Origin of the sequence: Corynebacterium sp. HFH0082, from assembly GCF_000411235.1 — a bacterium.
Classification (GTDB): Bacteria; Actinomycetota; Actinomycetes; order Mycobacteriales; family Mycobacteriaceae; genus Corynebacterium; species Corynebacterium jeikeium_D.
Window position 1 is genome coordinate 1,077,411 of record NZ_KE150404.1, and the last position, 15,063, is coordinate 1,092,473.

Annotated in this window: 12 protein-coding genes; 9 read left to right on the forward strand and 3 right to left on the reverse strand. The window is 58.6% G+C overall.

Annotated features, from left to right (window positions below):
* Positions 1-73 precede the first annotated feature (73 nt).
* The 5 genes from mtrB (at position 74) to secA (ending at position 8,026) form a co-directional block, all read left to right on the forward strand.
* Positions 74-1,747, forward strand: coding sequence for an MtrAB system histidine kinase MtrB (gene mtrB, locus HMPREF1206_RS04615; RefSeq protein WP_016422207.1), 1,674 nt, complete (start codon positions 74-76; stop codon positions 1,745-1,747).
* Positions 1,748-3,589 carry an LpqB family beta-propeller domain-containing protein gene (locus HMPREF1206_RS04620; protein ID WP_016422208.1) on the forward strand — a complete coding sequence of 614 codons (1,842 nt, stop codon included), beginning with the start codon at positions 1,748-1,750 and terminating at the stop codon, positions 3,587-3,589.
* Between the two features lie 493 nt (positions 3,590-4,082).
* Positions 4,083-4,340 (forward strand): hypothetical protein, encoded by a 258-nt coding sequence (locus HMPREF1206_RS10795; RefSeq protein WP_141751986.1) that lies wholly within the window; start codon positions 4,083-4,085, stop codon positions 4,338-4,340.
* A gap of 162 nt (positions 4,341-4,502) precedes the next feature.
* Positions 4,503-5,162 (forward strand): ribosome hibernation-promoting factor, HPF/YfiA family, encoded by a 660-nt coding sequence (gene hpf, locus HMPREF1206_RS04630; RefSeq protein ID WP_016422210.1) that lies wholly within the window; start codon positions 4,503-4,505, stop codon positions 5,160-5,162.
* Between the two features lie 161 nt (positions 5,163-5,323).
* Complete coding sequence (gene secA, locus HMPREF1206_RS04635; RefSeq protein ID WP_016422211.1) at positions 5,324-8,026, forward strand: preprotein translocase subunit SecA; 2,703 nt, start codon at positions 5,324-5,326, stop codon at positions 8,024-8,026.
* A 3-nt stretch (positions 8,027-8,029) separates the two neighbouring features.
* Here the strand turns inward: secA and HMPREF1206_RS04640 are convergent, their stop codons facing one another.
* Entirely contained in the window at positions 8,030-8,653 is a 624-nt protein-coding gene (locus tag HMPREF1206_RS04640; protein WP_016422212.1) for a hypothetical protein, read from the reverse strand.
* A 288-nt stretch (positions 8,654-8,941) separates the two neighbouring features.
* Here HMPREF1206_RS04640 and HMPREF1206_RS04645 point away from each other — a divergent pair, with 288 nt between their 5' ends.
* The 4 genes from HMPREF1206_RS04645 to HMPREF1206_RS04660 all read left to right on the forward strand — a co-directional run bounded on the left by HMPREF1206_RS04645 (position 8,942) and on the right by HMPREF1206_RS04660 (position 12,647).
* Positions 8,942-9,352, forward strand: coding sequence for an HAD-IA family hydrolase (locus HMPREF1206_RS04645; RefSeq protein ID WP_038627918.1), 411 nt, complete (start codon positions 8,942-8,944; stop codon positions 9,350-9,352).
* Complete coding sequence (locus tag HMPREF1206_RS04650; RefSeq protein ID WP_016422213.1) at positions 9,352-9,843, forward strand: hypothetical protein; 492 nt, start codon at positions 9,352-9,354, stop codon at positions 9,841-9,843. Before HMPREF1206_RS04645 ends, HMPREF1206_RS04650 begins: the two co-directional genes overlap by 1 nt.
* A gap of 329 nt (positions 9,844-10,172) precedes the next feature.
* Positions 10,173-11,237 carry a flavin reductase family protein gene (locus tag HMPREF1206_RS04655; RefSeq protein WP_016422214.1) on the forward strand — a complete coding sequence of 355 codons (1,065 nt, stop codon included), beginning with the start codon at positions 10,173-10,175 and terminating at the stop codon, positions 11,235-11,237.
* Between the two features lie 69 nt (positions 11,238-11,306).
* On the forward strand, positions 11,307-12,647 hold the full coding sequence (locus HMPREF1206_RS04660) for an acyl-CoA desaturase (protein ID WP_016422215.1): 1,341 nt from the start codon (positions 11,307-11,309) through the stop codon (positions 12,645-12,647).
* On the opposite strand, the gene HMPREF1206_RS04665 is transcribed toward HMPREF1206_RS04660, so the two are convergent.
* On the reverse strand, positions 12,644-14,029 hold the full coding sequence (locus tag HMPREF1206_RS04665) for a chloride channel protein (RefSeq protein WP_016422216.1): 1,386 nt from the start codon (positions 14,027-14,029) through the stop codon (positions 12,644-12,646). The two genes, HMPREF1206_RS04660 and HMPREF1206_RS04665, sit on opposite strands and share 4 nt — an antisense overlap.
* Positions 14,016-15,062 (reverse strand): ribosome small subunit-dependent GTPase A, encoded by a 1,047-nt coding sequence (rsgA, locus tag HMPREF1206_RS04670; protein WP_016422217.1) that lies wholly within the window; start codon positions 15,060-15,062, stop codon positions 14,016-14,018. The genes HMPREF1206_RS04665 and rsgA overlap by 14 nt, the downstream gene beginning before the upstream one ends.
* Position 15,063: the final 1 nt, after the last annotated feature.

The following is a 15,063-nucleotide window of genomic DNA, read 5'->3' on the forward strand; positions in this document are numbered from 1 at the left end:
GCCAGTCAGCTTTAGTGGGAGCCGATTCTTGCGTCGATTAATAACGAAGCTTCGAGACTTCACCAATAGGGGAGTGACCTGGGCGGTTACGCTCTGGCGCACGTCTATCCAAGCGCGCATTCTGACCTCCGTGGTGGTACTGAGCGCGATGGTGATTGCGGTACTCGGTTTCGCGTTGGCGACTATTGTTACCCAGCGGCTTATCGACGCAAAGGTTACCGCTGCCGACGAGGAAATTGACCGTGCTCGCGCAGTGGTGGAGCGGGCGATTGAGAACTCTTCGTCCAACGAGCTGCAAGCTCTGCTCAACGTGGGACGCGATGCTCTTGTGAACCGTGCAGCCGGTTCCGGTGCTGCACCACTGACAAGTTATGAACCACTGCTCGTGGCGCCGGTGCCGCGAGGCACGGTGTTGGCTTCATCGCCGATTAAGGCCGATGTTCCAGAGCGATTGCATGAAGTAGTCCGACAAGGGCAAATTGCGTATCAGGTACGCCAAGTCACTGATAACCGCGGCGACACGTACTCGGCGTTAATTATCGGTAGTCCCACTTCTACTTCGGTTGATGGGCTCGAGCTCTATCTGGTCACCTCTATGGCTGCAGAGGAATCGACTATTAAGTTGGTTCGTGGTCTGCTCGCAGGTGCGACAGTAATCATCATGGCGCTTCTCGGCGGTATTACTTGGTTCTTCTCCAATCAGGTGACGACACCAGTGCGTTCCGCCGCCCAGATTGCCCAGCGCTTTGCCGACGGTCACTTGCGCGAACGCATGGTCGTGCAGGGTGAAGATGACATGGCGCGACTGGCCATGAGTTTTAACAAGATGGCCGAATCGCTGTCGACGCAGATTAGACAGCTGGAGGAATACGGCAGTCTGCAGCGACAGTTCACCTCCGATGTTTCGCATGAGTTGAGGACACCTCTGACCACGGTGCGTATGGCCGCTGATCTTATTGCGGACGGCGCTGAGGACCTCGATCCGGCGACTCGCCGCGCAGCTGAGCTGATGAATGCGGAGCTTGAGCGTTTTGAGATGCTTCTCAATGACCTGCTTGAGATCTCACGCCACGATGCCGGCGTTGCAGACCTATCCGCAGAAAAGGTCGATGTTCGTCGCTGCGTGGATGCTGCCTATCAGCAGGTAACGGTCGTGGCTAAGGAGACCGGTACGCCCATCCGCTTCCATCTGCCCGATGAACCGGTAATGGCGACAGTCGACTCGCGTCGTATCGAGCGCGTGCTACGCAATCTTATGGCCAACGCTGTTGACCACAGTGAGGGCAATCCGGTGGATGTCACCGTGCGGGCGAGCGATTCCGCGGTTTCGTTTACGGTCGTTGACCACGGTGTGGGGCTAAAGCCGGAGCAGCAGGAACTGGTGTTTAACCGTTTCTGGCGTGCTGACCCCTCGCGTGTCCGACGCACCGGCGGTACGGGACTTGGCTTGGCGATCGCACGCGAGGACGCACAATTGCACGGTGGGGAACTAGAGGCATTTGGCGTGCCGACGGTCGGTAGCTGTTTCCGTCTGACTGTGCCGCTGGAGCCCGATGCGAGCTTCGGCGAGCATCCGCTCGGACTGGAAGTTCCCCCGCTGCCCGATCAGATTCCGCACCAGCGGGAAATTGGTGCACGGGAGTTGGAATCGGAATCGAATGCACCGCAAGCCAAGAGCCAGGATCAGGGTAAGGGGCAGAGGGCTAGCGATAGCGAATCCCAACAGGCACGAGAGGAGGATAGTTAAATGACGGCGCAGCAACAGTCAAAGGCTCGTCGCGTCCTGCGTAAGACAGTGGCGCTTAGCTCGGTGATCATTTTGGGCACGGCCGCAGGATGTACCACCATTCCGCGGAACACCAGCCCCCAGGTGCTGCGTCCGTTTGAGCCGCCCCAGGTTCGTATTGAAGTTCCGCAGCCACGTCCGAATGTCAATGCAGACATTGTCCTGCGCGACTTTTTCGCCGCGGCCGCGCATCCGGTTGATGATTTTCAAGCTATGCGTGCCTTCATGACCCCGGAACTTGCGGCCAGTTGGAAACCGCAAGATAGCGCCCGCATTCTCGACGGTGTCAACCTCATCGCTCAGCGGGAAGATGGAGGATCGCGACAGTCCTTCGTTGCCCGAGGTCGCAGCGTTGGTCAATTCGGTACTGATGGTGCGTATGAGCCCCAGTCCGGTGACTATGAGGAAACCGTGGAGATGAAGCTCGGTTCGGATGGGCAGTGGCGCATTTCCTCGCTGCCCGACGGAGTTGTCATGGAGCGTCAGGCATTCCTGGAAAACAATGTGCCTCGCAATGTCTATTTCCTCGACCCGGCGGGTAATCATTTGGTCACAGATCGTCGTTGGCTCTATCGTGGCGTCACCGATGGCGCGACCAATCTGTTGACAAAGCTGAAGAACGGACCATCAGCACCGCTGCGACCGGGCGTCACTACCGTGCTAAAGCCCAATGCCTCGATTGCGGTAGAAGCAGGACCTGTGTCCAACGCGGACGGTCGCAGGGTCGAAATCACCGGGTTGGGTGATGTTTCCGAGGAACTGCGTGTCATGCTCGCGGCGCAGATTATCTGGACTCTCGACTCGGCAGATTTCCGTGGTCCGTGGATCCTCATGGCCGACGGCGAACCACTGGTTGCCAGCCACGACGAGCCGTGGACGAAGGACACTGACGCAATCCAGCTCTACGACCCGAATCATCTACCGGCTGATAACGCACCGTTGCGGACGGTCGACCGCAGCGGTATCTACGAGATTGCTGACGGCCACGCTACACCTGTGGGACGCGGCTGGACCGCCAGCGGCAGCACTGCGGTGTTTTCCGCGGCAGTGGGCGTCAACCCCAATGGCAGCGAGCTTATTGCCGCTGTGTTCCGCTCGGCCGTGGATGGTCGTGCCGGTTCGTATGACCTCGGTGAGTCCACATTGATGCTCGGCGGAATTCAAGATCAGCCGGTTCCTGTGCTGACTGGCGAGAGTCTCACCCGTCCGACATGGTCTCCAGACGCCGAGGCGGTCTGGACAGTGAAGGACGGTACAACCGTCGTACGCCTGGTTCGGCAGTCGACGTCATCTCGGATTCAGCAGGAGGAGGTTGATACCTCTGAGCTCAATCACCTTCTTGACGGCGGCGAAGGCACGGGGCGCCCGAGCGCCGGTATTTCTGAATTCCGCGTCGATTCTTCAGGCACGCAGGTAGCGATGATTATCGCTGGTGAAGTCTATATCGCCACCATCGAAAGGCATGACGATAAACCGTGGAAGTTGACGCATCCGCGCGCTCTGCCGCTACCTGAAAACGTCTCCCCGGTGTCGCTGACGTGGTCGCCGAATCAAACGGTCACGGTGGGTGGTTACAGCGGAGACACTCCGATGTGGAGTGCCTTCCCGGACGGTGCGACTAGCTCCGTTCTGCCGAAGCTCAACCTGACACCGCCAATTCCTGTAGTTACCGCGACCTCGTCGAAGCGTTACGCATTGGATGCCACCGGTGTCATGGAGCTGATCTCCAGCGAGGGGCAGCAGCAGTTCTGGCGCCAGGTTCCGGGGGCGCGCGGTCGAATGGCTCCGGTGTCTGTGGAATAAGCGCAAATCGGGGAGGGGATTAATGGCGCAGGGGAGGTCATCGCAGGAATTTCTGCGCGTGCTTTACGACGTTACCCGCGATGCAATCGGCCTCGTGATACCGGAAACCTGTCCGGTGTGCGGCTGCTCCGGGGCGCTGTGTCGCGGTTGCAAGGACGATCTTCAGCAACCTCCAGTGCGGTTTTCACCGCGGGCTTCGTTACGCGCAGCAGCGTGGACCTGCGGTCCGTACTCGGGTGCGAGGAGACATCTCATTTTGTCGGCCAAAGAACGGGGCAGTGGTGAAGCCAGACGAATCATGGGGGCCGTGTTCGCCGCTGCGGTACGAAGGCTGGCCTCTGATGGCCATATAATGCCCCCGGAAATTACCCCCGTCATTTTGATTCCCGCGCCGACAAGATCGTCATCCCGTCGACAACGGGGTGGGGACCCGGTAACAATTGCCTGCGACTTTGCTTGCAGTCAGCTCCCCTCCAGTTCGGTATTGCCCCTGGTGCGCATTGGCGGGCGCACGCGGGATTCCGCGGAGCTGGGGGCTTCTCAACGCAGACGAAATCTTTCTGGCCACATTGTGCCGCTGACGCAATTCAAGCGCGGAATTAGCGACAAGCTGCGACAACGCTGTGCGAAGGCGACAGTAATTCTGGTTGATGATGTGGCCACCACTGGTGCCACTGCAGCGGAAACCGAGTTGGTGGCAGCGTCATTGGGGATTCGCATCGACATGGTGTTGGTGCTCGCCCGGGCGTAGACGCAGGGGGTGTCGTCGGCAAGCGAAAAATAAACGAGGGGAACGTGGCATTGGTTACCCCCGGAACTGTATCCTGGGGGTGCAGAAAGACTCGTCACCGTAGACGCCGTGAGTAATCCCGCTCACGGAAGGGCGGTGGCCATACCGGGAGGTAGGTAGCAAGTGTCCACACCTGCTGACAACAACGAGGTACTCAGCCCGAACGCTCAGGTGACCATCACCGGGCGCAATGTTGAGGTTCCAGAGCACTTCGCAGATCGTGTTAAGGCGAAGCTGGCGAAGATTGAGCGCCTCGACCCGACTTTGACCTTCTTCCACGTGGAGCTCCAGCACGAGCCGAATCCGCGCCGTGCAGACCGCTCTGACCGTATTCAGATCACCGCTACTGGCAAGGGACACCTGGCTCGTGCGGAAGCGAAGGAAGATAGCTTCTACGCTGCACTGGAGTCTGCTCTGGGCAAGATGGAGCGCTCCCTGCGTAAGGTGAAGGCTCGCCGCAAGATTAGCCGTTCTGGCCACCGTGCACCGATGTCCGTCGGCGAGGCAACTGCTTCGCTGGTTGCAGAGGCTGAGGCAGCGGCTCCGGAAAAGGCTGATCCGTACGAGGATCTGGTTGAGGACGTGACCCCGGGCCAGGTTGTGCGTACCAAGCAGCACTCCGCAACTCCGATGACGGTGGAAGATGCTCTGTCTGAGATGGAGCTCGTCGGTCACGACTTCTACCTCTTCGTTAACGAGGCAACCTCTCGTCCGTCCGTGGTCTACCGTCGTCACGCATACGACTACGGTCTGATTGAGCTGGCAGACGAAGACGAGAAGTAAGTCTTCACCAAAAAGAGCACGCAATACCGCGCAGAGCTGTGTATTGGTAAGTAATTGCTCACATGAGCCCGTCTTCTCTTAGAAGGGAAGGCGGGTTCGTCGTATAATCAACCGTTGCACATTAAAGTTCGACGTGAATCGGCCGGAAAGGTCCCAATTTAGTGTTTTCGCTCAGCAAGTTGCTCCGCATTGGTGAAGGCCGCGCTGTCAAGAGGCTTGGCAATATTGCAGATCAGGTCATCGCCAAGGAAGACGAGTACGCAGCTCTTTCAGACGATGAACTCCGTGCCAAGACCGAGGAGTTTAAGAAGCAGCTGGCTGACGGTGCCGATGTGGACGATTTGCTTCTGGATGCTTTCGCCACGGCGCGCGAGGCATCCTGGCGCGTGCTGGGGCAGAAGCACTACCGCGTCCAGGTTATGGGCGGTGCGGCACTGCACTTCGGCAACGTTGCCGAGATGGGGACTGGTGAAGGTAAGACCCTGACCTGTGTGCTGCCCGCATACCTCAATGCGTTGGCAGGCAAGGGTGTTCATGTCGTTACGGTTAATGACTACCTGGCTAAGCGTGACGCGGAGTGGATGGGTCGAGTCCACCGCTTCCTGGGGCTTGAGACTTCCGTGATTCTCTCTGAGCTCAGTCCGGACCAGCGTCGCAAGGCCTATGCTGCCGACATCACCTACGGCACGAACAACGAGTTCGGCTTTGACTACCTGCGCGATAACATGGCGCATTCGCTCGACGATTTGGTGCAGCGTGGGCACCACTTCGCCATCGTCGATGAGGTTGACTCGATTCTGATTGACGAGGCCCGTACCCCATTAATTATTTCCGGTCCGGCAGATGGCGATCCGCACTGGTACCTGGCGTTCTCCAAGATCGTGCCGCGTATGAAGCGCGATATTCACTACGAAGTCGATGAGCGTAAGCGCACCATCGGTATTCGTGAAGAGGGTGTTGAATTCGTTGAGGATCAGCTGGGCATTGCCAACCTGTATGCTCCGGAAAACTCTTCGCTGGTCAGTTACCTGAACAATGCCCTGAAGGCCAAGGAACTGTTCACCCGCGACAAGGATTACATTATTCGTAATGGTGAGATCCTCATTGTCGATGAGTTCACCGGTCGTGTGCTGGCAGGCCGTCGCTATAACGAGGGCATGCACCAGGCAATTGAGGCCAAGGAAGGGGTGGAGATTAAAAACGAGAACCAGACGCTGGCAACCGTCACGCTCCAGAACTACTTCCGCCTCTACGACAAGCTGTCCGGTATGACCGGTACGGCTGAGACCGAAGCGGCTGAGCTGCACCAGATTTACAAGCTGAACGTCATGGCGATCCCGCCGAATCGCCCGAAGCAGCGTGAGGATCTGCCCGACCTGATTTACAAGACGCAGGAGGCAAAGTTCGCCGCTGTTGTCGAGGACATCCGCGAATGCCATGAAAAGGGCCAGCCAGTTCTCGTTGGCACGACGTCAGTCGAGAAATCCGAGTACCTTTCCAAGCTCCTGCAGCGCGAAGGTATTCCTCACTCTGTGCTGAACGCTAAGCACCACGAGAAGGAAGCTGAGATTGTCGCAGTGGCGGGTCGGCTCGGAGGCGTTACCGTGGCAACTAACATGGCCGGTCGTGGTACTGACATCGTGCTGGGCGGTAACCCGGACATCATCGCTGACCTGAATCTGCGCTCTCGTGGTCTGGACCCGGTGGAAACTCCGGAAGAATACGAAGAGGCGTGGGACGCTGAGATTGAGCGTGTTCGTCAGCAGTCGAAGGAAGAAGCTGACAAGGTACGTGAGGCCGGTGGCCTCTACGTCCTGGGCACTGAGCGCCATGAGTCGCGCCGTATTGATAATCAGTTGCGTGGTCGGACCGGTCGTCAGGGTGACCCGGGCGTTACCCGCTTTTACCTGTCCATGCGCGATGATCTCATGGTTCGCTTCAACGGTCAGCGCATGGAAGCGCTGATGAACACTCTGAATGTCCCGGATGACGTTCCTATTGACTCCAAGGTTGTCTCCAACTCCATTAAGAGCGTTCAGGCTCAGGTGGAAAGCCAGAACTTCGAAATCCGTAAGAATGTTCTGAAGTATGACGAGGTTATGAACCAGCAGCGTAAGGTCATCTACGCTGAGCGCCGTCGCATCCTCGAAGGTGAGGATTTGAAGACTCAGGTCCGTGACATGCAGGACGACGTCGTCGATGCGTATGTCAACGGTGCCACCGCTGACGGTTACGTGGAGGATTGGGACCTCGACGAGCTGTGGAATGCCCTTGAGCAGCTCTATAGCCCGACGTTTACCGCGCAAGAGCTCATTGATGGCTCTGACTTCGGTACTCCGGGTGACCTCTCGGCCGATGAGCTGTCCAAGGCTCTGCACGCGGACATCTCGGCCAGCTACGACCAGCTTGAGGATGCGGTCTCCGCAATTGGCGGCGACGACCAGATGCGCAATATCGAGCGCTTCACCATCCTGAACGTCATGGACCAGAAGTGGCGCGAGCACCTCTACGAGATGGACTACCTCAAGGAGGGCATTGGCTTGCGCGCCATGGCCCAGGCTGACCCGCTGGTGGAGTACCAGCGTGAGGGCTACGACATGTTCACCGCGATGATGGACGGCATCAAGGAAGAATCGGTTCGTCAGCTGTTCCTAATCCGTAAGCAGGTTATGCCCGCAGTGGAAAACACTGAGGGACAGGAAAACCAGGCTCCAGCTCTGCCGACGGAAGCTGCTGAGCAAAATCAGCAGATGACCTACTCCGGTCCCAGCGAGGACGGCAGTGCAGAGCAGCAGCGCGTGGATCAAGAGTCTGAGGGCAACCGAGCACAGCGTCGGAAGGCGGCTCGCAAGCGCCGTCGCTAAGCACTAAAGCACACGAAACGCGGTCATGGTCCATGGCCGCGTTTTTGCTGTTCCGCGGCGGAACGTGCCAGTGAACGCGCGAACCTTCGGACCGACACGGCAACTACCCAGGAACTCGACCTTTTTGCCGTCCGCGGAAGCGCTGGCGTGGAAGGATTGCAACACGACACCCTTGAGGCTGGTGTTCTTCGACAGCGTGAGTATCGCAGCGTGAATAATCGGGTCGATATTGATGCGACGCAAATCGTTGACTCGCCTGCGACCCGCGATGATGTCGAAGACGCGGCGAGTAATCGTGCCAAGCTCCTGTCTCAGATTCTGCTCACAGTGCTGGACAACGTGCGGTGTTTGCGGCGTCTTTTTCGCAGCAGGAGTGGCCACGGCGGGCGGTAATGCCGTCATGACAGCGGTCCCGGTGGCAGCGGAGCATCCGCTATAGGTCGGTGCCACTTTTGCGGTTTGAGAGGCGGCGGCATTAGCTGACTGGCCAAGTTGAATTGTGTGGAGAAGCGAAAAGCCCGTTGCCGGTTCAATGGATTCCCTGCCACTGGAGCGGTGCTCAGCGGCGTGCGACAGCGCGTAAGGCATCGGTGTCTGAGATTTTGGTACGTGAGACGTTGGTGCCATGGATTAATCCCCCTAAAAACGCTCCATTGGCAAGTTCCCCCTTGCTGAAGACCATTGTCCTACAAGTGCTTTAAGTGTGCAGCTTGTGAAGGGGAATTCACGGCCGGCGTGGGGGGGATTGGGGAGAGGATGCAGCTGCGAAATGGGCTGAGTGTTTCGCTGTTAATGGTCCTATCGGTTTCCGTCAAGGCCGTTCTGGTCGTCTACAAATGGGCGTAACGAACAGCCAATTAACACGCTGAACTGGAAAAAAGGCAAACGTGCAGGTCATGCGATAAACTACAGGCCATGCGCGGAATGATTATCGATTACTGTGGTGTCCTTGACGGCACGGATGAAGACCAGGCACGTTGGCGTAATTTGCTGGTAGAGGCGCGTGCAAATGGTGTTGGCCTGGCAGTCCTGTCGAATGACCCAGGTGGCCCATCGGCGGATCCGATTCGCAAGCTCGAAGATGAGGGCCTGGTAGACGCAGTTGTGCTCTCTGGTGAAATTGGCCATGAGAAGCCTTCGGCAGAGGCTTTTAATGCAGCCGCTGCGGCTATTGAACTGCCGGCACGGGACTGCGTGCTGGTAGATGATTCGATTGAGAACATCCATGCGGCCGTCTCTAACGGCATGGTGGGAGTCTTCTATCAGCAGTTCGACCGCGCAGTGGTCGAGATTGCCGGTCTACTGGGTCTCGAGGGCGAGTTCTAATGCGCGTCTATATCCCAGCGACTTTCTCCATGCTTGAGGCGCTGAAGGAGGATGAGCTCTTCCACGCCCGCGGTGGTTGGGGCTTTGCTGTCACTGAAACGCTGCGCGATTTCTTTACTGAGGGCGATGACGAGGAACTGGCAGACGTAGCCTTTGATGAGGCATCGCGTGCGTCGCTCCGTCTGCTCGATGCCGCAGAAGAGAAGTTCCCGCACCGCCGAGTGGTCATTTCCGTTGATGTGGAGGCGGAGCCGCAGTCGGATATGGGCGATGCTGTGGTTAAGGTCGGCGGCCCAATTTCGCTTGCCGACGTTGCAGCGCTCCACATTGATGTGGAAGAGGCGGAAAGCAAGGTTGAGGCTGCGATTGATGCCGTCGATAAGGCAGATCTCGGTGACGAGGATGCGGAGCTCACTGTCGGCGATGCGCTGGAGATCCCGCTGGCGTGGTACGACGTAGCTGAGCTCGGCATGGTGGTCGACTTCCTGTAGTAGCGCGTGCTTGGCGTTGATGAAGGGGACTGGGTTTAGGAACCCAGCCCCTTTTTTGTATGGCACAAGTGTTTTCAGCGGGGGTATAAAAGGCGGGATTGTTTTGTGTAGATAAGCTCCATGTCAAAGGGGGTGTTTCGCACAAGGGTGGGGGTAATGACAATTTCGCTATTTATGTCAAAATCATTTGTTTCTCTTGACCAATAACTTACCGCTCCGTAGTCTACGTCTAAGTAACCTACGGACACGTAATAATGAATCGGGTGGGGCATGCCTACTGATGAACAGCGTTATTACTTGTTCGCCCGTGACAGTCAGGAGGGCCAAAAATGGGGCTTAAGACCAAAGTTTCCCGGGTATTCAAGCATTTATCCACGCCACTTTTGCCCGATGATTACACGCATTTGCTAAATCCGCTGTGGTCAAGTCGCGAGCTGCGCGGTCAGATTGAGGCCATTAATCCCACATCTCCTACTTCAGCAGAGTTGATAATCCGTCCGGGTTGGGGGATGCCAACAGACTTCAAGCCAGGCCAGTTCATCGGACTCGGCGTAGAGGTCAAGGGGAAATACCTGTGGCGTTCCTACTCGCTGACAAATGCACCGCGGCCACATGACGGGCTGCTGACTATCAACATCCGTGCGCTCAACGACGGCTACGTGTCCCAACACCTTGTCGCCAATGTAAGGCCGGGTACTGTCGTCCGCCTGGCTGCCCCGGCTGGGGATTTCCATCTTCCGGAGCCGCTCCCAGCCCGCATTGCGTTTGTTACCGCAGGCTCCGGCGTAACTCCGGTGATTTCCATGCTGCGTGATCTTTCAGCTCGCAATGCCTCAGTGGAAGTCGAACACATTCACTCCTACCGCGGCGAGGCAGAAGCTGTGTTTGTCAACGAACTTCGCGAACTGGAACAGCGCAGCGCTACTAGCGCGTTGAAGTATCACCTGCATGCCCGGAATACCGAGACGCAGCCGCGGATTGACGCTGCGGCGGTTACCGACATCATTGCGGACTTTGGAGCGCTGGCATCGTCGGCAAGCGCCTATGCCTGTGGTCCGGTTGAACTGTTGAAGAACCTTGAGCCGGAGTTTCCCGGGCTGCGGACGGAACGTTTCACCGTTGACCGCTCGGCGGCGGGGGAGGTCGGCGGCACGGTGAGTTTCGGCAGCCGAGGCGATATCGACGTAGACGGTGCAACGACCATCCTGGAGGCGGCCGAGAGCGTCGGGGTTGACCTGCCGTACGGCTGTCGGATGGGAATTTGTGCGACGTGCGTGCAGCAACTCTCCGACGGCGCAGCGCGGGACATCCGCACCGGGGCGACGTTTGTGGCGGGGGAGCGAGTCCGAACGTGCGTCTGTGCGCCGGCGGGGCACGCGCGTATCGAATTGTAAGTTCGCCCCACATCTATCTCAACCTGCATTAACCAGGAGAAACTACCTAAAGGAGTTGGGACCCTTCCCATGGCAATTTCCGATATCGCATCGTATGCGCACTTGAGCGAAGAAGACGTCGCAGAGATTGGGCGTCGGTTTGCGGAAATCGAAAAGCAACACCGCGATTCGCTGGGACAGAAGGATGCTCGCTACATCCGCACGCTCATCCGCATTCAGCGCACCCTTGAGGTGACTGGTCGAGGCCTGCTGATGGTGCCGACCGCCGGCATGGCCCTGAACAAATTGGGGATGCTGCCGAAGTCGTGGAAGAACACCGCGCACTGGGGTTTCAAATGGGCGGGCGTCTCAGCGCTGGGGTTGGCAAAGATTTTGGAAAACCTCGAAATCGGCCACAACACCATGCACGGTCAGTGGGACTGGATGAATGACCCCGAGATTCACTCGGCCACCTGGGAGTGGGACAATTCCTGCCCATCCAGCGGGTGGAAGCACTCCCACAACTTTGTCCACCACAAGTACACCAACGTGCTCGGTATGGACAACGATGTGGGATATGGCATTCTCCGGGTGACTCGTGACCGCCGTTGGAAGCCATCGACGCTGCTGCAGCCGGTGACAAACGTGGTGTTGGCCAGCCTTTTCCAATGGGCAGTGGCCTTCTATGACGTCGAGCTCGGGCGCGTGTTCGCCGGCAAGAAATCCTGGGATGAGGCCCGACCGCAGCTCATGGAGGTGCTCAACAAGTCGGGGCGCCAGGTGCTCAAGGACTACGTTCTCTTCCCGGCGATGGCGGGTCCGCGTTACCGTGAGGTGGCCTTTGCGAACATGATGGCCAACCTCGCCCGTAATCTTTGGGCCTACGCGGTCATCTTCTGCGGACACTTTCCGGATGATGCCGAGACTTTCACCAAGGAGCAGTACAACACCGAGGACAAGAGTGAGTGGTATTTGCGCCAAATGCTGGGCTCGGCAAACTTCCACGGTGGGCTGGCGCTGTCGGTGCTCTCAGGAAATCTGAATTACCAGATTGAGCACCACCTGTTCCCGGACATGCCGTCCAACAGGCTCGCGCAGATTTCGAAGCAGGTTCAGCAGATCTGCCGGGAATACGACCTGCCATACAACACGGGGTCGTTCCCGAAGCAGTTCTTCCAGGTCCAGCGCACGCTGCTGAAGTTGTCGCTGCCGGATCGTTTCTTAGTCGCTGACCCGGACAACGCCCCAGAGGTACGTTCGGAGGCGGCGTTCAAGAAGTATCCGCAGGTTGAAGCGGAGCTCCAGTCCAGTTCCCCGCAACGCAAGGGCTTAGCGACGGGCCTGCGAATGCTCCGCCGTCTTCGCCCAGGTGTCCGGGAAATTGTCCGGGCCTACACCGGTCGCTCGACGCACACTGCTGCGCGCGCTTAGCCCTCGGCCCGCTTGCGAACCGCAGCCGCGACTGCTGGTTCGCGGTTCCATGGCATTGATTGCTTGTGGGGGAGCCGTAGCCAGGCGCGAATCATGGTCACGGTCAGCGTCGCAGTTGCACCAGCGAGGAAGAGTGCTAAGTAAGCCGAGGAATTCTGGCCGGTGAACTCCACGGTCACGATCAGTGCGAAAAGTGGTGCTGCCATGGACGCCGACAGGAAGGCCGCCGCGCCGAGAATCGCAAAGTCGCTCAGCGGAACTGAGGGCATCAATGGCTGTACGAAGCAGCCGACGATGAAACCGCTGAGCGCGCCAAGGGCAAAGCCGGGAGTCAAGAGACCACCGACGGCACCAGAACGGAAAGTAACGAGAACCGCGAAAGCTTTCGCAATCAGCAGGATGACTGCAAAACCCAGCAGCGGGCGGTCCATGAGAACTGTGGTCGCAGCGATACGGCCATTGCCCAACACTTCTGGAACCCACAGTGAAATCACACCAACCAGTGTGAATGCGAGGGGGATGGCCCAGGCAGAATGCCAGCCAGTCGGTGCTTTGTCCGACATCCGCGAGCTGAGAATGCGAAATGCGTAGCCAATGGCACCGCAGATAACACCGATGAGCAGTGCTGCCCCGAGGTTGCCCCAGCCGTCCGAGAGATTAATTGGGCTGTAGAGCGGGCTACTGCCGACCACAATGCCCGACGTCACCGTGGCAATGGCTGAACACGCCAGCACCACCATCACCGCGGTAATACTCAGCGAGCCCAGCAGAATCTCCAACGAGAAAACCGCTCCAGCCAACGGGATGTGATAAATCGCCCCCAGGCCGGCACCGGCCGCTGCTGCGACCAGAATACGGCGGTGTAGCGGATCGATGCGCAGTCGATGCGACATCTGTGAAGCCACCATCGCACCGAGCTCACGCGGGGCATTCTCGCGTCCCATGGATGCACCTGCAGCGACGGTCGCCATCTGCAAAAACACATTGACAAGAGTTGACCACACCGGCATGAGTCGACCGTTCATGCCTGCCTCAACGCTCTCAATGGGCGTGGCCTTTGTGCGCAGCGCTGCCCACACCGGTCCTGCAATCAGTCCCGCCAACACAATTCCGACAAAGCGCTGGAGGCCAGTGGTGCCATCGGTCACGACGGCTACGTCGCCCTCATGTTGTCCGTAAACTGCGTACTCGATGCCGTGCATTATTAGTGCGAGGCCGGCTGCGCCGAGTCCTGTCGCAAGACCCACGATAAGCGTGTAGATACACAGCCGAATCCAACTGCCGGGAGCGGGGTAGAGACCGGAGCCCGCGTTGTCCGCCTCAGCTCCAGCCGAGGCTTCAGAGGGCGTGTCCACAGAACCGGTGTGGCTAGTCTCTTTCAATGTCCAGCTCCCAATCCTCGTTGTCGCTGATGGCGCTCAACAGGCGACGCACGGCCATCGCTCGACGGTGCTGAACTCCCTCCAGCTTGTCGAGGGCGCACTCTGGATCCGCGGGCGGCCCCAAATGGGTGCAACCACGTGGGCATTCATCTGTCGCTGCCTGGATATCTGGAAACGCCGCCAGCAGCGTCTCCGGTGTCACATGAGCCAGACCAAAGGAACGAATGCCCGGGGTATCAATAATCCACGACGTCGCGCTGTCTTCGCTTTCCGACGGCAGCATCAGCGCCACCGACTGCGTGGAGGTATGGCGGCCCTTACCCACACCACTGACTTCGCCGGTCTCACGGTTGGCTTCAGGAACAATCCGGTTGACAAGGGTCGATTTCCCCACACCGGAATGCCCAACCAAAGCTGTCACTCGTCCGGGGACATCGATGAGCTCTGACAAGGGAGCCAAGTCATCGTTGATACCGCAGACAACGACATCCACTCCGAGTGCCGAGAACTCCCCGGCAAATTCCTCTGGGTCGGCCAGATCGGATTTAGTCAGACAGAGCACGGGGCGGACACCGCCGGCGTAGGCCGCGACCAGCGCGCGTTCGACAAAACCGGTGCGAGGTTCAGGATCGGCGACTGCGCACACAATGAGCAGCAGGCTGGCATTGGCCACGACGATGCGCTCATACGGGTCATTGTCATCGGCGGTGCGACGCAAAACCGTGCTGCGCTCTGCCAGCTTGACGATGCGGGCCAGTGTGCCCGCACGGCCGCTGACATCGCCTACGACACCGACACGGTCACCGACAACGATATTGGTGCGGCCGAGCTCGCGGGCACGCATGCATGTCACTGCAACATCAGGGTTGTTATCGAGGACTACACCCCAACGACCACGATCCTTGGTCACCACCATGCCCCAGTGGGCATCGGCGTGGCGGGGGCGATCCTTCGTCCGTGGCCGCGACCCTTTACCGGGGCGGATGCGTACATCGGACTCGTCCCATTGCCGTCCACGCCTGCGTGCCGCCACT

Coding starts and splice junctions, on each gene's coding strand:
- HMPREF1206_RS04620 (WP_016422208.1), top strand. CDS start 1,748: ATGACGGCGCAGCAACAGTCAAAGGCTCGTCGCGTCCTGCGTAAGACA.
- HMPREF1206_RS04640 (WP_016422212.1), bottom strand. CDS start 8,653: ATGGCACCAACGTCTCACGTACCAAAATCTCAGACACCGATGCCTTAC.
- HMPREF1206_RS04645 (WP_038627918.1), top strand. CDS start 8,942: ATGCGCGGAATGATTATCGATTACTGTGGTGTCCTTGACGGCACGGAT.
- HMPREF1206_RS04650 (WP_016422213.1), top strand. CDS start 9,352: ATGCGCGTCTATATCCCAGCGACTTTCTCCATGCTTGAGGCGCTGAAG.
- HMPREF1206_RS04655 (WP_016422214.1), top strand. CDS start 10,173: ATGGGGCTTAAGACCAAAGTTTCCCGGGTATTCAAGCATTTATCCACG.
- HMPREF1206_RS04660 (WP_016422215.1), top strand. CDS start 11,307: ATGGCAATTTCCGATATCGCATCGTATGCGCACTTGAGCGAAGAAGAC.